At 63.3% G+C, this 18,541-nt stretch carries 18 protein-coding genes; 3 read left to right on the top strand and 15 right to left on the bottom strand.

What is annotated here, in order from left to right; genetic code table 11:
• Window positions 1–4: 4 nt before the first annotated feature.
• A complete protein-coding gene (locus JCQ34_RS20015; protein WP_237430602.1) occupies window positions 5–2,227 on the bottom strand; it encodes a transglycosylase domain-containing protein in 2,223 nt (740 codons plus the stop codon).
• A 1,256-nt stretch (window positions 2,228–3,483) separates the two neighbouring features.
• Here JCQ34_RS20015 and JCQ34_RS20010 point away from each other — a divergent pair.
• Complete coding sequence (locus tag JCQ34_RS20010) at window positions 3,484–3,975, top strand: DUF3515 domain-containing protein (protein ID WP_237430603.1); 492 nt, start codon at window positions 3,484–3,486, stop codon at window positions 3,973–3,975.
• Window positions 3,976–4,193: 218 nt separating this feature from the next.
• On the top strand, window positions 4,194–4,523 hold the full coding sequence (locus JCQ34_RS20005; RefSeq protein ID WP_286404941.1) for a hypothetical protein: 330 nt from the start codon (window positions 4,194–4,196) through the stop codon (window positions 4,521–4,523).
• A 489-nt stretch (window positions 4,524–5,012) separates the two neighbouring features.
• Here the strand turns inward: JCQ34_RS20005 and JCQ34_RS20000 are convergent, their stop codons facing one another.
• Window positions 5,013–5,876, bottom strand: coding sequence for an SURF1 family cytochrome oxidase biogenesis protein (locus JCQ34_RS20000; RefSeq protein WP_237430604.1), 864 nt, complete (start codon window positions 5,874–5,876; stop codon window positions 5,013–5,015).
• Between the two features lie 1,235 nt (window positions 5,877–7,111).
• On the opposite strand from JCQ34_RS20000, the gene JCQ34_RS19995 reads away from it, so the two are divergent.
• Window positions 7,112–8,377 (top strand): YibE/F family protein, encoded by a 1,266-nt coding sequence (locus JCQ34_RS19995; RefSeq protein WP_434738957.1) that lies wholly within the window; start codon window positions 7,112–7,114, stop codon window positions 8,375–8,377.
• A 92-nt stretch (window positions 8,378–8,469) separates the two neighbouring features.
• Here the strand turns inward: JCQ34_RS19995 and JCQ34_RS19990 are convergent, their stop codons facing one another.
• The 13 genes from JCQ34_RS19990 to JCQ34_RS19930 form a co-directional block, all read right to left on the bottom strand.
• Window positions 8,470–8,883, bottom strand: coding sequence for a four-helix bundle copper-binding protein (locus JCQ34_RS19990; protein ID WP_237430606.1), 414 nt, complete (start codon window positions 8,881–8,883; stop codon window positions 8,470–8,472).
• A 135-nt stretch (window positions 8,884–9,018) separates the two neighbouring features.
• Complete coding sequence (locus tag JCQ34_RS19985) at window positions 9,019–9,486, bottom strand: hypothetical protein (RefSeq protein WP_237430607.1); 468 nt, start codon at window positions 9,484–9,486, stop codon at window positions 9,019–9,021.
• Window positions 9,487–9,639: 153 nt separating this feature from the next.
• Window positions 9,640–10,284, bottom strand: a complete 645-nt coding sequence (locus tag JCQ34_RS19980; RefSeq protein ID WP_434738958.1) for a TlpA family protein disulfide reductase — start codon at window positions 10,282–10,284, stop codon at window positions 9,640–9,642.
• A gap of 214 nt (window positions 10,285–10,498) precedes the next feature.
• Complete coding sequence (locus JCQ34_RS19975) at window positions 10,499–11,401, bottom strand: cytochrome c oxidase assembly protein (RefSeq protein ID WP_286404940.1); 903 nt, start codon at window positions 11,399–11,401, stop codon at window positions 10,499–10,501.
• Window positions 11,402–11,408: 7 nt separating this feature from the next.
• Window positions 11,409–11,660, bottom strand: a complete 252-nt coding sequence (locus tag JCQ34_RS19970) for a hypothetical protein (RefSeq protein ID WP_141160708.1) — start codon at window positions 11,658–11,660, stop codon at window positions 11,409–11,411.
• A 21-nt stretch (window positions 11,661–11,681) separates the two neighbouring features.
• Window positions 11,682–12,317: a DUF3105 domain-containing protein gene (locus JCQ34_RS19965; RefSeq protein WP_237430609.1), complete on the bottom strand. Its 636-nt coding sequence runs from the start codon at window positions 12,315–12,317 to the stop codon at window positions 11,682–11,684.
• On the bottom strand, window positions 12,314–13,225 hold the full coding sequence (gene lgt, locus JCQ34_RS19960) for a prolipoprotein diacylglyceryl transferase (RefSeq protein WP_237430610.1): 912 nt from the start codon (window positions 13,223–13,225) through the stop codon (window positions 12,314–12,316). The genes JCQ34_RS19965 and lgt overlap by 4 nt, the downstream gene beginning before the upstream one ends.
• Before the next feature lie 13 nt (window positions 13,226–13,238).
• A complete protein-coding gene (locus JCQ34_RS19955; protein ID WP_237430611.1) occupies window positions 13,239–14,798 on the bottom strand; it encodes a multicopper oxidase family protein in 1,560 nt (519 codons plus the stop codon).
• A gap of 41 nt (window positions 14,799–14,839) precedes the next feature.
• Window positions 14,840–15,589, bottom strand: coding sequence for a cytochrome c biogenesis CcdA family protein (locus JCQ34_RS19950; RefSeq protein ID WP_237430612.1), 750 nt, complete (start codon window positions 15,587–15,589; stop codon window positions 14,840–14,842).
• Window positions 15,590–15,594: 5 nt separating this feature from the next.
• The gene (locus JCQ34_RS19945) at window positions 15,595–16,473 is read right to left on the bottom strand and encodes a F510_1955 family glycosylhydrolase (RefSeq protein ID WP_237430613.1); all 879 of its coding nucleotides are present in this window, start codon (window positions 16,471–16,473) and stop codon (window positions 15,595–15,597) included.
• A 116-nt stretch (window positions 16,474–16,589) separates the two neighbouring features.
• Window positions 16,590–17,222: a DUF305 domain-containing protein gene (locus tag JCQ34_RS19940; RefSeq protein ID WP_237430614.1), complete on the bottom strand. Its 633-nt coding sequence runs from the start codon at window positions 17,220–17,222 to the stop codon at window positions 16,590–16,592.
• A 146-nt stretch (window positions 17,223–17,368) separates the two neighbouring features.
• Complete coding sequence (locus tag JCQ34_RS19935; protein ID WP_237430615.1) at window positions 17,369–17,845, bottom strand: hypothetical protein; 477 nt, start codon at window positions 17,843–17,845, stop codon at window positions 17,369–17,371.
• A 245-nt stretch (window positions 17,846–18,090) separates the two neighbouring features.
• Entirely contained in the window at window positions 18,091–18,408 is a 318-nt protein-coding gene (locus tag JCQ34_RS19930; protein ID WP_237430616.1) for a heavy-metal-associated domain-containing protein, read from the bottom strand.
• Window positions 18,409–18,541 lie beyond the last annotated feature (133 nt).

The raw sequence follows: 18,541 nt of genomic DNA, 5'->3' as shown, positions 1-18,541 counted from the left end.
GGGGTCAGCGGGACGGCGAGATCGATGGCGTCGGCCTCGCGGCCGTGGTTGGTGGGCTTGAGGGCTGGTTCTTGAGCATCGTTTCGGGCGGTTCGGGAAACGCTTCCGTGGAGTACAGGGCGGCGACCTGGGACATGTAATTTGCCCACTGTGGGCCGGCGATCATGTACCCGTCGATACCTTTGTAGAATTTGCCGTTGATTGTTACGTTTTGTCCTGCACGTTGTTGTCCCTCCAGCGCGTCCCCGAAGAAGGAGGCTGTAGCAAGTCCTCGGGTGTAACCCACCACCCAGGTGGCGCCGTTGTTGTTTGAAGTACCCGTTTTAGCGGCGGCTGGTATCCCGGCGGGGATTTTAGGTGTGATGTATACGCCGGAGCCTCGTTTGAGGACGTCTTGAAGCACGTAGTTCACGCCCTTGGCGACGTCCGGTTTGAGGGCCTCGCGGCAGGTGGTTCCGGGGACGGGGAGTTCGCTTCCGTCGGCCTGGGTGATGCGGACCAGGGCTCGTGGTTCACAGTATTGCCCGTCATTGGCGAATGTTGCGTAGGCGTTAGCCATATTGAGAGGTGATACGCCGGTGGCTCCCAGGAGATTGCCGAGTTGATGAATGTTCACGGGTGTGCTGTCCAGGCCGCTGCGTACCCCCAGGGCGTCGACTACTTTCTGGATTCCGCAGAAGTCCAGTTGGGCTGCCGAGGCGAAGGTGGCGGTGTTGATGGAGTTGTACAGCCCGTAATTTACTGGCATGGGCCGGTAGAACCCTTCCTCGGCATTCTGGAGGTCGTCCGCCGCATCTAGGCGGGCAGCTTTCTGGGCCGTGCTGTAGGCGCCGGAAACCTTCCCGCACGTCGATTTCCAAGGGAAACCGATAGGGTAGACGCGTTTGGACGCATCCACTGTCGCGGTGATGCTTTTGCCCTCGTTTAGCCATTGGGCGAATGTGAACGGTTTCATGGTGGATCCAGGTTGAAAGCCGCCGGCCCCATTAAGGTCGTTTCCGGCGCTGTCTTTGGCGTCCACATTAAAGTTCAGCTGGGTGTCGAATTTCCCGTCCTGCGGCAGGTACACGGTATTTTGGGCCATGGCCAGGATCTTCCCGGTTCCTGGCTGCACGGTGACAAGGGACGCACCCCATTTGCCAGGGTTTGGCCCGGCAGTGGCATCTACCTGCTGTTGCGCTGCGTGCTGCAGCCTGCTGTCCAGAGTGGTAGTGATCGTCAGGCCGCCACGGTATAGCCTCCTTTCCCGTTCCGCCACGTCGGAGCCGTAGGCCGGGTCGTTGAGCACCAGCCGTGCAACATAGTTGCAGAAGTAAGGGCCCATCCGGGCTCCGGCGCAGCCTTGCCGGGAGGGGGTGAGCTGCAGGTCGGGTCCGGTCGCGACCGCGGCGTTATACTCTGCCTGTTGTATTTTCCCTTGCGCTAGCATGTTGCCCAGGACCTGGTTCCGGCGGGCGATGGATTGTTCCGGGTTCACGGCCGGATCGTAGAAACTCGGGCTGTTCACCAGCCCGGCGAGCAGGGCCGCCTGGGGCAGGGTCAATTCCTTCGCGGTCGTGTTGAAGTAGTACCGGGCCGCAGCTTCGGCGCCGTAGGCGTCCCGATTGAAGAAGACAATGTTCAGGTACCCCTCAAGGATCTGTTCCTTGGAGAACTTTTTCTCCAAGGCGATGGCCAGCTTCATCTCCCGCAGTTTGTCGCCAATTTCCTTTTGCCCGTTGAGGACTATTTCGGATTCGCGGCCCGAAGAGGCCAGGGATTCGTTGATGACATTGGTGACATACTGCTGGGTCAGTGTGGAGGCGCCTTGCCGGGTACCGGTGGCGAGGTTGCGTGTCAGGGCGCGCAGGATACCCTGCCCGTCGACTCCGCCGTGCTCGAAAAACCGGCTGTCCTCAATCGCCACGATGGCGTCCTTGAGGTAGGGAGACATCTCATCAAGCGGAACACTGGAGCGGTTCTCCGCGTAGAAGGTGGCAATAATCTGCCCGTCCGAGGCCAGGACCTTCGTGGATTGTGAAGGAGGTTCGACCGCCAGTTCGGCCGGCAAACTGGCGAACAGCGCATTGGAGCCACTCAGAGCCGCCCCTGCCACCGCCGCACCAGGCACCAGCAAGCCAGCCACCAGAACACCCGCCAGGACGCTGGCTGCCACAAAACCGAGCAGCTTCCCCTGCAAACCTACTCCCGCGCCGGACCACCGCCCAGTCGGTGGAATGTCGCTCATAACCTTTCCTTTCTCCACTTCTTATGTTTGCTGAAATAAACCCGGTCCTCGGGCGCCGGTAGTGACCACACACACGGGTTGTGCCCGGTTACCGATTTGTCCGGTCCGCCCGCAGGGCACTGTAGCCCGGGACGGAAACCCGAATGCCGGGTATGTGGCGGATAGGGTCCGGACGGCGCGGGGCCTCCTGTGCCGCGCCGAGAAGGTCTCTTCCCTGCCTGCGACCCGGAAAGCCGCACCCCAGCGGGACCAAGCGGTAGAGACGATGCCACTCCCCGGGCTTGCCGGACGCTGAAGCCCGCGCATGGGGTGCGACAGCGGCCCCGGGCGTGGTGAAGAGTGATGATGCACTAAGTGCCCTAGGAACCTGCGATCCCGGTCTGGAGTGGGCCTGATTGTATGGGGGTTGGGCCCGGTTTCGAAGTCTGAGCAGTGCGGGCGCGGCCGTGGGTGTGCCGCAGCTGTCCCGAGGCCGCGTCGGGACAGCGTTTTATCTCCGGCTAAGTGTTTTTATGTCCGGCTGATACAGAAGTCACCGGGCGACGGCGCAGCACCCAGATACACATAGTGGAGGCGCGCGGCATCGGTCCTGGGCACGGACCTGGTGTCAAACGCTGCAACCGGTGGCTGCGCCGACATGGAAGCTTTGGCTGCGGAGAGGACACAGCTCGAGCCCCTGTGTGACATATCGGGGCAATCGGCCGCAATGAAGCAGGAAGACCGGCCGCCGGCTTCATTCCCACCAGAAACCGAAACGGGGGAGTGAGCGCTATCGGCGATGGATGCGATGCTTGGGCCCCCCAACACGGGGGTATCGGCCGCCGTGGCATGAGCGCCGGCCAATGTGTGCAGAGCCAGCATAGCGGCAGCAAGGGACAGAAGAACGGTCACCAAGCCCGCCCGCCGGAGAGACGACAGGACAGGGCCGAATCGGGCCACAGTCATGGAGTCCTCCTTTCGCTAAAAGCACTGGCACGTATAAGAGTAGCGGCAGGCGCCGAAAGTACCGTGCACTTCGGGCACCTGCCGGTACTAGGTGGCTCAACGGGCTGCTCCGCGATGTCGGAGGCTGGGAAGGCCGGCTCCCGGGAACCCTTTTCACGCTGGGGTCTGCTCACTTTTGCCGCTGGCGGGGTCCCGGTGCACTTCCGGCAGCCCGCCCTGCCCCGGTTCAGTTGCGGCCAGACCAAAGCCCTGCCTCTGAGAGCGGCAAGACCTGAAACGCGCGTGCCCCCGGCATCCTCTAGAGTGTAGAGATGCGCCTGCTGCACACAATTACCTCCCAGGCCGGGCGCTTCGGCAGGTTCGGCATCTGGGCGGCGGCCGCGGGTGTTGTCCTTACGGCGTGCTCCCAGATAGTGGACGTAAACTCTGCGAAGGACGCGGCAAACCCGGCCTGCGCGCCGATGATGGTGGCTCTGCCCAATACTGTCGGGGACGCGACATCGCGCAAGACCAACAGTCAAGCCACAGCCGCATGGGGAGATCCCTCCCGGGTGATCCTCCGCTGCGGCGTCAACGTTCCCGGCCCTACCACGGACAGGTGCGTGAGCGTCAACGGGATCGATTGGCTGATTAAGGAAGGGGATACGGTGTGGACACTGACGACCTTTGGCCGTGATCCTGCCACCGAAATTCTCATGAATCCAGACCAGATCCCCTCGGCAACGGTCTTGGCGGATCTTTCCGCTCCGGTAGGAAAGATCCCGGCAACAAGAAAGTGCCTCGGGCAGGAAGACAGCAGGTGAACCAAGGAAGGTCTCCACGGGTGAACTTATGCCGCACCGGGTCCACGGATGATGACCGGAAACCGCCGCGCTGGCCGGGAAACCCCTTCAGGGAGCGACCTGTATCTTGAGCTGCCGCAAGCAAACGGCATCGCCGAAAGCCTCAGCTTTTCCATCCCTTTTCAGCTACATGCCTAACGGCGCGGCTCCTGCGTCGTTGATCTGTCAGGACAACACCCATGAACAAGAAGCACATGACCATCCCATCGGTCGCCGTTGCCGCCGCTATCGCCCTGACCGGTTGCTCAGCTGACTCAGGCAGCAGCATGCCCGGGATGAACCACGGCGGTGGCGCTCCCGTGCCGTCAACAACTTCCCCGGCGGCTGCCAGCTCCCCTCCCGCAACGCGCCCGGCCGATGTCGAGGGGGACCGGTTCAGACCGCCAAATAATGACAATGCCCCACTGACGGTGGGCATCGCCGGGGCGCTGCTCAGTGTGGCCGGAGGAATCTTTTACTTGGTGCAGCGTCGGTCCCGGAACTCGGGCCACCAAGACCATACCGGATGAGGGCGACAAGTGCCCCGCCTTGCACAGATCGTATTGCGTCCCCAACAACATACGGCCCGGTTGACGGCCAGAAGCGCCATACGCTTCATCCACCACCACCTCGAAGGGATCCGCCGCTGGCTCGAAGCTGCGCGGCATACGTTGTCACCCGCGCCCAGATCGGAATGATCCCGGACTGCAACCGGATGGTGGGAACCACCCTGAATGTCTGCCGGCATCCACTGTCGAAGACATGAGCCCGATGAAGTTCGGAAACGCCATCTTGATTTCCACTGGGTAACATCATCATGCAGCTGGCCACCTCGGGATCTACGTCGGTGACAGCCGGGTCCTCAGCGGGCCTGACCGGGAATAACGAACGGCGGTCCTGCCGCCACTTTAATGACCGTCAAGGTCGCCAGGTTCGTCCGCGCCGACGAGCCGCCGTCGGTCGCCCGCTTGAGGCCGGCGGTGGAGAGTGTCCCGCCCCGGGAACCCCCGCGGTGTCCTTCATAGGCCCATCCGGTCCAGCAGGGCGTCCTCTTCGTCATCGGAAGTGTTGCGATTGCGGGCTTTGTCCTCCCGGCGGAGCTGCAAAGCCGGGCCGCGGGAGTCGCTCTGCCTCTGGTCCTCGTGTTCCTCCTTGGCAATCCGGGCCTGTTGGCGGGCCGCGTGCGCGAAGCCGACGAAGGCAAGTATTCCAAAAGTAAGCCATTGCATCGCGTACGAAAGGTTCGATCCTTCCTGAACAACGGGCATGGAGAGCTGCTGCGGCGATACATCGGGCGCGGGCGACTCGGAAGCCATCACCCCGTAACTGCCGGTCAACACCGGGTACTCCAACTGCTGGGCATAGACAGGCAGGGCGATACTCGGCAATTGACCCTCAGGCGCCGTCCTGCCCTCAAGCGCCTGCTCGGACGGTTTGATCCGGACCACAACCTCAACATTTCCCTCCGGTGGAGGTGGGACAACATCCGGGTACCCGGACCTCAGATTCCCAATGGGGAGCCACCCCCTGTCCACTATCACCGTTTCGCCTGTCCCGAGTCGGAAGGGAACAAGAACCTCATAACCGGGCGCGGAATTGTTTGGCCGGTTCCTGACAACCCGCTGATCCTGGGGCAGATAACGACCACTAAGGGCCACCGTTGTCCATTTCATTTCCGGATCAGACACCGAAAAGTACTGCCTCACCTGCTCGAACGGCACGGGAGGTTTTTCATAGTTCTGCTGGACCCGCCGGATTTCGGCAACGGCCTGGTTCCGCCGATCCATCTGCCATTTGCTCAACCCTGCGCAGGCCGCCGCGACAACAACGGCAAGGACCAGGAAGCCCAGCCAGCGCCTTGTCAGCAGGAACCGGTAATTCAAGGCCAGCTCCTCTGGAAACGTGGTGGCCCTAGCGGTCCCTGGGGTGTGGGCCGTTTGAGAAACGGCATTGGCCGTGCCGGGAGTGGCTGGTTTGGGGTGAGGCGCAGGAATGCCGAGAACACCCATCCAGCGTAACCGTGCTGAAGGAAATCCTTTCCCGGTCACGGCTCAGACAGGACTGCGCTCCGAATCGAGGTGATTAGTGGGCCGCCGCCGCTGGAGGGGTTAAGGCTTCGGATAGCACGGGGGCATGGCGTTGATTCCGTAGTGCCTTCGTATCCTCCGGCGTGGCATCGAGCATCGGTGTGAACGCCTCCAGCCGCCAAGACAGCCCCTGCCTCGGCTTGCAATCCTGCGAAACGGCTGGTTCCAGGGCCTGCGTTAACGTCCTGCAGTGCACCAGTGTCAGTCCGTCAGTGCCCGAGGCGGCAAGTCCTCGCATGGGATCCGCGTGAACAACAGCCAGACCGGCCTTCCCTGTCACAGCCAACGGTTCGGGTCCTGTCTGGCCTTGGAAGCACCCTTATTGGGCGTCGTTAACCAGCGGCGGTAGAGTTCTTCGTGACGCCGGTGTTATGCGTCATGGAGAATTATGGATTGCACGCGCCCGCTCTAGCCGTTGGTCTTTTGGGACGTTGCAGCAGTGGCAAGCAAGGAAAACATGACTAATCGGGATGAAAGCCTCCAGCAGCGAGCTCATGGTTCTCCCGTTCCCGGCCCTCAGGGGGGCATGCCACTGTGGTCCAGGCGGTCGGTCCTGGTCTCTGCGGCATGCATCCTCGTCGGTATCCTGGCGGGCCGGTTTCTGTTCGCGGGACTGATTTTGGCAGCAGCGGGAGTGGCTGTACTCGCGGTCGCTCTGTCGTATGGAACTGGCCGCCGCCGGCTCTCGCCGGTGACGTGGGTTGTTTGCGTGGCCGGTGCTGTGTGGACTGCAGCGACTGCCGGGTACTGGCTGTCATTGAGTACAGCTGCGGACGCTGGACGGGAGGTTCCTGCTATTGCGTCGCCGCTGTTTTACACTGGCACGGCCAGTCTCGTCATCATGGCCGGAGGAGTAGTGACTGCCGCTGTTCTACGGACAGTGAGGGGACGGAAGCTTTCGTGATCCGGGCGTTGGCATCCTTGTTGTGGAGGAGTTGCGTCGACGAGCCGGCGGTTGACGTATCGGACGAATGCCAAGGACGCCGCCCGAAGCGGGCCGCGAAAGATTTCCCATGCGGGGTTAGCTCCTGATGGCGGGGGGACAAGCGGGCCCTCGTGCCGGGCACGGCTCATCGTCTGGTGTGACGGGCTCCCGTTGGAAGGCCAACCGGTTACTTCTGGCGATCCTGGTTCCGCTGGCGCTGCTGACATTAGTGGCCATGATCTGGATGTGGCCATCAGGCAGCAGGGAAGGCATCACCCTCAACAACCCTTATTCCAGTGCCCCCGGGGCCATGTTCGAGAGCGGCAGAATTCAGCGGGTGGTGCAGGAAGGTTGCGTTCAGGAAGTCGACCAGGGCAGTCAGGTTCAGGCAGGCACGGAGTGCGTTTTTGCGTTCACCGAACCGGACAAGGGCGGCACACCTGTGAAAGTGATCATTAATCCTGATGTGGCAAAGTCCCATGGAGTCAAAGCGGGGGACAACATCGCCTATGTGGACCTGTCGGCTTCCCCTGGTGTGGCTTCCAGCCCGGCGGCTCCACGCTACATTTTTGTGGATTTTGTCCGCACGGTTCCTATCCTGCTGCTGGCCATGCTCTATGCCGTCGTGGTGGTTATCGTGGCGCGCTGGCGCGGGCTGCGTGCACTCATGGGGCTCGTCGGGGCGTTCGCGGTTCTGGCAACGTTCATGCTGCCGGGCCTGGCAGAGGGCAAACCCCCTGTGCTGCTTGCCCTTGTGGGATCGACGGTGATCATGATGGGCATGCTGTACTTCGCCCACGGGTTTTCCGCGCGCACGTCCACGGCTCTGCTTGGCACTATGTCCGGCCTCGGAATCACAGCGCTGCTGGCCGCATGGTCTACGGATGCGGCGAACCTATGGGGGAAAACAGGTTATGAAACTTCCACCCTGTCCGGCATCTCCAGCAGCATCTCGATCTCCGCGGTCATCCTGTGCGGGCTGATCATCTCCGGGCTCGGGGTGCTGAACGACGTCACGATCGCGCAGTCATCGGCCGTGTGGGAACTTCACGAGCTTGCCCCGGAAACGACGGCGCGCGACCTCTTCTCATCAGCCATGCGCATCGGCCGCGACCATATCGCCTCGACGGTGTACACCATTGCTTTCGCCTACGCTGGAGCCGCCTTGCCCATCCTGATTATTGTGATGCTTAGCGGCCGTCCTCTGGGGGAGACGCTGACCAGTGCCGAGATGTCAGAGGAGGTGGTTCGCACCCTGGTTGGCTCTGTGGGTCTGGTGCTGGCGATCCCGGTCACCACCCTCATCGCAGTACTGGTGGTCAAGGTAAACGACGCGCAAGCTCTGCCCAGCCCGGCCGCATCTCGGACATGAGCGGTCACCAGGGACCAGTCAACCGCTGCCCGGGCAGCGTCGTGTGAGCGGCGGGGCGGCGTGACAGCCCGCCCCGCCGCTGCGGGTATGACTTAGCCGAGTGAGGCGAGGAGTTCGTTGCAGGCTGTCTCGCAGCGTCGGCAGGCGTCGGCGCAGATCCGGCAGTGTTCGTGCATGCTGGCGTGGTGTTCGCATTCGTCGGCGCAGGCTTTGCATGTGGTAGCGCAGGCCTGGAGCACGGCGCGGGTGATGTTGGCGTCGTAGCCGGTGTGGCGGGAGAGGATGTTTCCTGTTGTGGCGCAGAGGTCGGCGCAGTCCAGGTCGGTGCGGATGCACTTGGCCAGTTCTGCGATCATGTCCTCACTGAGGCAGGCATCTGCGCATGCAGTGCAGGCTTGGGCGCAGTCGTAACAGGCTGCAATGCATTCGGCGAGTTTGTGTGGGTCGATGCCGCCCAGGTCCTTGGGGTAGGCATCCAGGAGCTTGTGGGTTGTGCCGTGTGTCATTTCTTTCTCCTTTGATTGGTTATGCTGACTGTCATGTTGCCGCAGCGCCTGTGTTTGCCGGCCTGCAGTGTTTTGGCGGTGGCTTCTCCTTTCTCTAGGCCGTGAAGGCTCGCCGTGGGGTCAGCGAGGCTGGACTTATAGGGACATAGCCTGTGCATGAACATCCAAGGCGCGGTTCCTGGCTTGTCCACTTGTTTCGGCTTGGCGTGTCCTTCCGGCATGGCGGTACAGGTCCTGGGCCCAGTCAAATTCCGCTGCGGCGGCTGTGTAAAGACCTTCGTCGAAGAGGCGCCTGCCTATTTGATGGCGCACGAGTGCTTCCCTGGTTCTGGTACGGGCCAGCCGGAGGGCTTCTTCGTGCAGCCTCGCGGCCTCCCTCCACTGGTACGTCCTTTGGTAGGCATGGGCCAGGACAAGTAAAGCGTGGAAAGGATCCGCCTCGGTTTGAACGAGCGCGCGGCCTTCCCTGATCGCTTCATGCCCATTACCCAGCAGGGTGAGGACCCAGACCCGCTCCACTGCTGTGCAGTCCGCGAGCCGCGCCTCCATCGCGGCCCGGTCCACAACGACGTCCAGCAGGGACCCCTCATCCGTGCGCCACATGTTCTTCCTCAGCTTCCATCACCGTCTGGACATCCGGGCTCTCCTAAAGCGGCTTCCTGCAAGGGGCGGCCGAGCCCAGGTTGTGGGACCGTGTCATGAGATGCTCCTTCCCGTGCCGGCCTTCCTCAGCACTGACTGTTTCCCCGTCTGCTCTCATTCAGCCTGTGCGCTGAGGATCAGGGCTTTGAGGGTGCCCTGGTCAGCCAGGCCGAGGATCCTGCTGGCAACCCGTCCCTGCTTGTCCAGGACAAGGGTGGAAGGTACTGCCTGGGGTGGGACGTACTCTGCCATGGCCAGTAAAATCCCGCCATCCTTATCCTGCATGCTCGGATACGTGATCCCGAACGTCCGCTCGAAAGCGGTCGCTGCCTGTTCCTCGTCCCGGATGTTGACGCCGTAGAACCGGACTCCGTCGGGTTGAAACTGCTCCCAGAGGGCCTCGAGGCGGGGGGCCTCGAGGCGGCAGGGGGCGCAGGCGGCGTACCAGAAGTTGAGTACGACAACTCTGCCTGCCCACTCCGCTGAGCTGATCACCGTCGCGTCGTAGAGTTTGCCGGTTAATTTGACCGGTGGGGTCCGCTGGGCGGGCGCATATTCGGTGACGGACCCGTCCCCGGCGATGTAGTTCTTGTTATCGCCCACCTTCGCTTGTTCGGCCAGGGCGTCATTGGAGCCGCATCCTGCCAGGGCTGTGATGCCCGCCGCGCCCAGGAGGGCGGTGGCGATCAGCCTTCGCCGTGTCAGGACAGCAGCGGCCGTCCTCTGGTCAGGCCGAATGAGGAGAGGGGGTTTGACTATGTGCACGATCGTCCCTTGCTGTTTTGAGTGGGGCCCGGTTCGCAGTCACTTTGGGAGGGGAACAGCCCTCCGGGCTGCCCTTGTGTTGGGGCCGGAAAGTTTGGGAGTGTTCCTTCGCGAGGCCGCCTGGATAACGTGGCTGGTGGCTCACCGTGGCAGGCGGTGGAGTTCCCGCGCGTTCGGGAACTGTGTAAAGGCAGCATGGCCGCGGGCATCAGGGCGGGCCCTGGGGGCGGTGGGGGCCGTTCAGGTGTTCGCGGTTCAGAGCCTCAAGCTGGTCATCGGTGAGGATGTCGTACGAACGTGCCTCATTCCGGTCGCTGCGGGCGAAGCGGACGAACATCAGAATGATCAGTGGCACGTCGACCGCTTCTGCCAGGAACCACAGCAGGTCACCTGCGAGTTGTTGGTCGCGCAGCGGTCCCGGGAGCCAGCCCGCATGCCCGGTGAGGCCCTGCGTGGCACCGTCCAGGATCTGGGGGCTGATCCGCATCATGATCCCGGGCACGGCATCGGCGACCAGTTCAATAAAGACGTAGATGAATTCGACGATGATCATCGCGCTGACGGTTTTGGAGGAGGCATCTTCGATGATGGGCACGACCATCAGCATCCCGGTGAGCGGCACGAGAACGGTGAGGGCCATGTCCCAGAACGGGTCGGTCCGCAAGGGGAAGAACAGGGGGGTCAGGAAGAGGGTGAAAATGCCAAGGCCCAGCAGCGCGGCGACCACAGTGTTTGCCAGTGCCCGCATCACCGGATGCGCCAGGAACCGGTCCAGCCTGGCCGCGCCGTCGGGCCCCAGGGTTGCCCGGGCCAGGGTGAGGGGTTTGCCGGCCGTGACCAGCAGCGGAACGATGAACAGGTATGAGGTGATTTTCAGGGTGAAGACCCAGCGCAGATCGTGGCTGTACACGCCGGTGAATCCGAAGCTCAGCACCGCAAAGCTGCCCAGGCCCAGGGCGTAGAAGGTTGCGGTGCGCCGCAACGGCCAGCGGACCAATCGTTGCCGGGCGGCCCGGAGGCCGCGGGCGTAAAGCAGTGCGGCCGTGGTCAGCATGGCCAGAGCTGGCCAGTTTATCGTCCAGGAGGTCAGGACTACATCCAGGGGCGGCATGCCGGTGCTATTTCGTCTCGGCGCGTCCGGCCATGACAGCACCGGCAAGCAGCAGTAAGGCGCCGGTGGGGTAGCCGATGAAGATGTCCTCCATGGTGCTCGGTCCCTGCCCTGTGGGTGCGAGGTGTGCTATCCAGTGGGCGATGGCCACGAGGGCGCCGAGGGCCATGAGGACCTGCCCGGTGCGGACCAGCCGCCGGTGCCGCCGATAGCGTGACTGGTAATCGTTCTGCTGTTTTGGTTTGCGGTAGTTTTTCATGATGGTCCTTTGTGGGGCGGCTCAGCCGTTGGTTCCGCCGGTGCAGGCGGCGCCGGGTTCGGGTGCGTTCCTGGATTGCGCGTAGGCGCGGAGGAATACGGGGATACGGGTGTCGTCGGCTGCCGTGAGTTCGAGCTGTGTTCCCCATGCCGTTGCCTTTACCGAGGCTGTTTGGTTCGGGTTGGGGCTGAGGAGTACGTACGGTTTGTCCCGGACGAGGCCTGTGAGTGTTGCGATGTCGCCGGCGGCAAGGTCGGGCTTGTAGGTCAGCCACACGGCACCGTGTTCAAGTGAATGGACGGCGTTTTGTTCGTTGATGGGGGTGGTGTAGATGCCGCAGTTCGTCCAGATACCTGCGTGGTCTCCTCCCACGCCGGGTTCCTGCGGATAATCCACAGCTGTTTGGACGTGGTTGCGGGACAGGTCGGTGAACGTCTGGATGCCTTCGATGGGTTTGCGGGCTTCTTCGGCGGCCCGGTTGCGTTCCTGGACGGAACCCGTCACCGTCATGGCGACAACGGTGATGATGGCGGTCAGCAGGAGGCCAAAGCCGCCGTAGACCAGAAGGTTCCATCTGCGTTGCTTTGCCGTCTGCTGTGCCCGGATCGAAGCGACGATAGCCTGGTGTTCACTGCGTCGCTTGGCCGCGTTGCTCATAGCGGTGTTCCTTTGCCTTGAATGTCGGAAGTGGGCTGGGCGGCGCTGCCCTGGTCGTGCTCGACTGCCGAGCGCGGCTGTCGCCTGCGGACCTGAAAGAGCACCAGCCCGGCGAGGAACACCAAGGCCGCCACCCAGGTGTTGACCCGCAGCCCCAGGATGGTGTTGGCAGGATCGGAACGGAGCAGTTCGAAAACGAACCTGCCGGCGGTGTAGAGCATGATGTAGAGCGCGAATACCGACCCAGCGCCGAGTGAATACTTCCTGTCCAGGAACATCAGCAACGACGCCGCGGCCAGGCACCACAGCGATTCGTAGAGGAAGGTCGGCTGGAAGTAACCGATGATGTCGGGGCTGCCGTCGGGTCCGGTCAGCGCCTGCCCTGCGGCCTGGTTCATGGCATGAATCTGCAGTTTCCACGGCAGGTCGGTGGCCTGGCCGTAGAGTTCATTGTTGAACCAGTTGCCCCAGCGTCCCAGCGCCTGGGCGATCAGCAGCCCCGGGGCAGCAGCGTCGACGAACGCCGTGAAGGGAACCCCGGCACGGCGGGCACCGATCGCCGCGCCGACCAGTCCAAGAGCGACCGCTCCCCAAATGCCCAGGCCACCCTCCCAGATCCTGAGCGCACCCCAAGGGTCTCTTCCTGGAGCGAAGTAGAGCTGGTTGTCGGTGATGACGTGGTACAGCCTTCCTCCGATAATGCCGAACGGCACCGCCCAGGCCACGACGTCCAGGGTCTGGGCCGTGGTGCCGCCCCGGGCCCGCAGGCGCCGTGCGGTCAGCCAAACCCCGAAGACAATGCCTGCCAGGATGGCCAGGGCGTAGAAGCGTATCGTCAAAGGCCCAAGTTGGAAGGCGCTGACCGTGGGGGAGGGGAAAAACAGTTCCGTCATGGCACGGGTGTTCATGGCCCAGGCGCCCTTACTTGATGTAGGAGAAGACGGCCATCATGCCGCGTTCTGCGTGATAGGCGTTATGGCAATGGGTGAGCCACTGTCCCGGGTTGTCGGCGTCGAAGATCACCGTGACGGTCTGTCGGGGCCGGACGATGATGGTGTCTTTGCGGGCGCCTCCGCCGGCGACCTGGAAGGTGTGGCCGTGCAGGTGCATGGGGTGCCACATGTCAGTGTCGTTGATGAATTTCACTTCAACCCGTTCGCCTGCCTTGATATCGAAGGTGTTGCCGTACGGGTTGTTCATGTCGAAGCGTTTTCCGTTGATGCCCCAGTCGTAGTTCATCATGCTTCCGGTGAGGTGGACGTCGTGGGTCCGGTCGGGGGTTTTTTCTGTCAGCGTGACTTTCGGATCGGCTTTCAGTTGTCCTCCGTCGACGACGGTGCCGTCCAGTTTGTTCGGGAGTACAGCCGGCAGTGGTTTCTTGCCGGTGCCGGTGCTGATGAACCCGAGCGCCTGACTGGTCTTGCCCTCGGCCAGCGCCATGACCGGGGTGTAGCCTTCCCGGACGGTGAGGAGCGCGTCGATGCGTTCACCCATGGCGAGGACCACGGCGTCCACGTCCTGGTGTTGGACCGGGAACCCGTCGGTGTGGGTGAGGGTGAGCTTTTGGCCTGGGATGCCGACGCGGTAGGCGGTGTCACCGGCGGCGTTGATGATCCTTAACCGGATGACTTCTCCTGCTGTCGCCTTCAGGGTCTCGGCCTCATCCGGTGCTTTGGAGTTGAACAGGTGGTACGGGTAGCTGACGTCACCGGCGTCGCCGCCGAGGAAGTCGCTGCGGGACCCCATCAGCATGTGTTTCATGCCGGATGATCCTTGCGAGGGGGAGGAAGTCGATCCCATGGATCCGTGGTCCATTCCGGGCATGGACCCGGACATGGACATCCCGCCGGAGAGTTCCTGCACAACTTCATCAGGTGTGCCGGTGATGCCGTCCAGCCAGTCATCGAGCAGGATGACCCAGTCCCGGTCATAGACAAGCTCCTCGGCCGGGTCTTCGATGACCAGGGCACCGTACAGGGCGCGTTCGCGCTGCATCTCCACGTGGGAGTGGTACCAGTAGGTGCCGGGGTGGGCGAGCCGGAAATCGTAGGTGAACGTGCCCCCTGCGGCCACAGGGTCCTGGGTCAGGCCCGCGACCCCGTCCATGTCATTGCGCAAGGCAAGTCCATGCCAGTGGATGCTGGTGGGATCCTTGAGCCCGTTGGCCAGGTGGACCTGTAACTGGTCCCCGGCCTTCGCGCGGATGGCGGGTCCGGCCAGTGCGCCGTTGTACCCCCAGGTGGTGATCGTCTTGGCTGCCACCGCGGCAGTGAGGGCAGCCGCTTGCAGGGGTTGGGTGACGGTGTTCCCGGAAGAGGGGCGCGCGGCTTCATGGTCGGCGACGGCGGGGTCGGTGGCCGTCATGCGTTGCGCCGCCGCGGTGGCGGGTTTGGTGCTCGCAGTGCACGCGGCCAGGGCTGCGGCCGCGGCGGTGGCGACCGATAGGCCCAGGAAGCGGCGACGGTCCAGATGGTGATTCATAGCGACTCCTTGCTAAAGCGGTGCTTGAAGCCCCGCCTGTGTCAGATGGGGGTGAGGAAGGTCCCGGAGAGGTTTTGCAGCTGGTAGATCCAGCGGACCCAGACTCCGGTGACCATGAGGATGCCCAGAATGATGAGCAGGGCGGCGCCGGCGATGTTGACGGCCCGGATGTGTTTACGGACGAAGGTCAGCGCGTTGCTGACCCAGCCCAATCCCAGTGCGGTAAGGGCAAAGGGAATGCCCAGTCCCAGGCAGTAGGCAAAAGCCAGCAGCGCGCCGCGCCCGGCGCTGCCGGTGGTGACACTGAGCGACAGGACAGCACTCAGGGTCGGTCCCATGCAGGGGGTCCAGCCAAGCCCGAAGACGACGCCGAGCAGCGGCGCTCCGGCCAGGCCGGTCCGCCTTTCGAGGTTGATTTTGCGGGTTTGCTGCAGCCAGGGCACCAGCCCCAGCAGCGCCAGCCCCATCAGAATCACGACCAGGCCCATGCCGCGCATCAGTGTGTCCTGCCAGCGCAGCAGCCAGGAGCCGATCGCACCGAACGCGGCACCGTACAGGGTGAAGACGGCTGCGAATCCGAGGACGAAGAGTCCAACTCCTGTCAGGACCCGGCGCCGGTTTTTCGGCTGGGTGGGGTCGGTCAGGCCTGAGACGAAGCCGAGGTAGCCGGGGACCAAGGGCAGAATGCAGGGTGACAGGAACGATACGAGCCCTGCTGTCATTGCCAGGGGGATGGCGATCAGCAGCGCACCGGAGGTAACGGTGGAGGCAAAAAACCCGCCGATATCCATCAGCGTCAGGCGGCGTCTGCAGGGCGGAAGGTAGCCCCGCCGTCGGTGGATACGACGAGCCCGCTCATCGTGGCGGCCCAAATCCACGGAGTACCCCCGGATCCCTCGGATGCAGCGACGGCCTGGACACTGCCGTCAATCTTTCCGGTGTTCCTCCAGGTAAGGCCCCCGTCAACGGAGAGATAGACGCTGCCGTCCGGGGCGACCCCGGCCGCTTCCGCGGCGCTGGCGAAAGCGGCGAACTGAATCACCGGCGCCCCCTGAATCATGGTCCACGAGGTCCCGGCATCGGAGGACCGTCGGAGGCCCTCAGGAGTCGTTGCCAGCACGGTATCGCTGTAGGGGCTGCCGGCCAGGACGGCAGGGGCGAACCCGGCAGATGAGGTCTTCCACGTCGCGCCATCGGTGCTGGTGCGCATGGTCCCGTCAAAGCCGACAATTCCGGACTTGGTCGTGGTCAGCGCATGGAAGTCCGACTCCCCTTGCCGGGAGACCTGGTCCCAGGTCTTTCCCCCGTCACTGCTCTTGAGGAGTCCCAGAGGGTTGGGCAGTGTTGAGTCTTTGCCTGGATGGCCGGAGGCGTAAAACACGCCCTCGTCCATAGCGGTCGTGAAACCCATCAGGTCGTTGCTGGGTCCGATTTTGACACCCGTGTTTTTTGAGATGTCGAAGAGCCCTTCATGGGTGGCCAGCAGAATCTGCCCGGTTTCGGAGTTCACGCTCAGGCCGTGGACATGGGAGCTGGGCAGCCCTGATGCGGCCGGGGACGCGGCGTCGGGCCCGCTGGCTGTGCCAGGGGAGCAGGCGGACAGGGTCAACAGCAGGGCACCTGCAGCGGCGAGAGCCGCGGCAGGCCGGCGGTGGCGAAAAAAGTGCAGAGGCACGGGAAACTCCAGAGGATGGACCGGCCAACCGGGCGGACCAGGGTAACCGGAAAGGGTGACAGGGGACGTGCCGGCCCCCTCAGGGGGAAGAGAGCCGGCACCCGTTGAGGCGCTGGCTACAGGGTGGCCAGCAGGTCCTTCATTTCCTGGATCTCGGCTTCCTGGGCGTTGACGATGTCCTTGCTGAGCTGGACCGCGTCAGTGTTCTTGCCGTCGGTGGTTTCCGTCCTGGCCATCGTGACAGCGCCTTCGTGGTGGGCGATCATCTGGGTCAGGAACAGTTTGGCCGCCTCAACGCCCTGCGCGGCCTCGAGCTTGGCCATGTCGTCTCCGCCCATCATTCCGGGCATGGCGTGGTTCGATCCCATGTCAGTCGCTGCGGCGGTGGGCTGGCCCCAGCTCTGAAGCCAGCCGGTCATCTTTTCGATTTCCGGTCCCTGGGCGGCTTTGATTTTGGTGGCCAGGTCGGTCACTGCGGCCGGGATGCCTTCCTTCTTCAGCATGACGTCGCTCATTTCCACGGCCTGGGCGTGGTGGGGAATCATCATCTGCGCGAACATCGTGTCCGCGTCGTTGAAGGTGGCCGAAGCTGACGGGGCTGCAGTGGATGTCATCATTCCGGAACTGCCGTGGTCCATGCCTGGCATGCTGCTTCCGTTGGTGCTTCCCGTTCCGGAGCCGGCCGAGCATCCGGCGAGGGCGATGGCTGCGGCGATGGCGGCAGCGGAAATGGTCAGGGCTTTCTTCATGAAAATCAGGGTCCTCAAAGTATCAGCGGCGGCGGATCCGCCTGGAAGGGGGCATGCAACGGCAAACCCCAAGGGTTTGGTGTATTTGCTGCTGGCTAACTGGCTGGACGATGGCGCCGGTTGAAGGCACGGCGCGGTGGAGTGGTTTACGTCCGGCTGATACAGAGGTCACCGGGGGAGGGGCTGCCCGGTGAGTAGGCATAGGTGCTGCCGAGCGCAGCGGCGGCACCAAAATCGGGCAGATCGTAGGGCGCTGTTCCCGGCAGTGGAGCTGCGAGAGTCGTATGTCCCGGGGCAAGGACACAGGCGGCGTCACCGGCAGACATCTCGGTGCACGACCCCGCCGGGTCACAGGACGACAAGGAGAAGGAACCCGCGGCCGCCGGATCATTTGAGGCCACACCTCTTGACGTCCCCATGGCGTGGACGTGGCTGGCCGTCATGGTCTGCAGCTGCGTCGACCCCCCTGGGCCTGCCATTGACATGGAGGAACCCGGGGGCATGTCGTGGGCGCCGCTCATGACGTGCATGCCAAAGATGCCGGCAATGATGGCCAGGGCCGCGGTCAGGAACCCTCCCCGCAGGAGGAGGGCCGTGAGAAGGCGACGATGCGCTGGAGTCACGACTCTTCCTCCTTTCCGTAGAGTTCTCACTACAAGGGTAAACCTGCAGAATGTGCCTGCCGGCCCGCTCCTTCTAGTTCAAACGCGCGGGCCTGCATGTCCGTCTACCGGCGTCGGCGTCGGGATGGTGGCTTTCCGGCACAAGCCGCCCGGGGGCACCTGCGGGTGCTGTCATTGTGGAACGGCCCTCCTCCCCGGAAAGCACAATGCCCCGCGCGAGGAGAGGCTCCGGGGACGTGCAGACATTAGATTCCGACGAAGGTATACCCGGCGGCAGTCACAGCCTCCCGCGTCGCTGCCGCGTCAACCGTACCTTGCACCCACAGACGGGAACGGCCGCCAGGGACGAGATCAACGGAGGCAGACTCCACCCCATCAACGGCAGAGACGGCCTTCTCGACCGTCTGAACGCAGTGCCCGCAGGTCAAGCCGTCCACAGCGAATTCAACGGTAGTGGCACCGGCGGCTGCGGTGGGGGCAGGGGCGGCTTCAGTCGAGCAGCAGCTGCACCCGGACGCGGAGGAAGCAAGCGGCAGCTGGGTACGGTTTTCGGTTCCACACATGTCAGTTTCCATTCCTTGACGAAGGACTAATGGGCGCTGGGATTGAACGGCTGTGAAAGCCGGGCGCAGGGGCCGGCCGGGACATACCACTTCACTGACAACAACAGAAACTATACCGGGTGGGGGTATCGGG

The sequence above is a fragment of the Pseudarthrobacter defluvii genome, assembly GCF_030323865.1.
In the GTDB taxonomy this organism is placed as follows: domain Bacteria; phylum Actinomycetota; class Actinomycetes; order Actinomycetales; family Micrococcaceae; genus Arthrobacter; species Arthrobacter sedimenti.
Note: the sequence above shows the minus strand (reverse complement) of the source record. Positions and strands in the feature narration are given on the sequence as shown.

Coding starts and splice junctions, on each gene's coding strand:
- JCQ34_RS20015 (WP_237430602.1), bottom strand. CDS start 2,227: ATGAGCGACATTCCACCGACTGGGCGGTGGTCCGGCGCGGGAGTAGGT.
- JCQ34_RS20010 (WP_237430603.1), top strand. CDS start 3,484: ATGCGCCTGCTGCACACAATTACCTCCCAGGCCGGGCGCTTCGGCAGG.
- JCQ34_RS20005 (WP_286404941.1), top strand. CDS start 4,194: ATGAACAAGAAGCACATGACCATCCCATCGGTCGCCGTTGCCGCCGCT.
- JCQ34_RS19995 (WP_434738957.1), top strand. CDS start 7,112: ATGGCGGGGGGACAAGCGGGCCCTCGTGCCGGGCACGGCTCATCGTCT.
- JCQ34_RS19990 (WP_237430606.1), bottom strand. CDS start 8,883: ATGACACACGGCACAACCCACAAGCTCCTGGATGCCTACCCCAAGGAC.
- JCQ34_RS19985 (WP_237430607.1), bottom strand. CDS start 9,486: ATGTGGCGCACGGATGAGGGGTCCCTGCTGGACGTCGTTGTGGACCGG.
- JCQ34_RS19975 (WP_286404940.1), bottom strand. CDS start 11,401: ATGCCGCCCCTGGATGTAGTCCTGACCTCCTGGACGATAAACTGGCCA.
- JCQ34_RS19970 (WP_141160708.1), bottom strand. CDS start 11,660: ATGAAAAACTACCGCAAACCAAAACAGCAGAACGATTACCAGTCACGC.
- JCQ34_RS19965 (WP_237430609.1), bottom strand. CDS start 12,317: ATGAGCAACGCGGCCAAGCGACGCAGTGAACACCAGGCTATCGTCGCT.
- lgt (WP_237430610.1), bottom strand. CDS start 13,225: ATGAACACCCGTGCCATGACGGAACTGTTTTTCCCCTCCCCCACGGTC.
- JCQ34_RS19955 (WP_237430611.1), bottom strand. CDS start 14,798: ATGAATCACCATCTGGACCGTCGCCGCTTCCTGGGCCTATCGGTCGCC.
- JCQ34_RS19950 (WP_237430612.1), bottom strand. CDS start 15,589: ATGGATATCGGCGGGTTTTTTGCCTCCACCGTTACCTCCGGTGCGCTG.
- JCQ34_RS19940 (WP_237430614.1), bottom strand. CDS start 17,222: ATGAAGAAAGCCCTGACCATTTCCGCTGCCGCCATCGCCGCAGCCATC.
- JCQ34_RS19930 (WP_237430616.1), bottom strand. CDS start 18,408: ATGTGTGGAACCGAAAACCGTACCCAGCTGCCGCTTGCTTCCTCCGCG.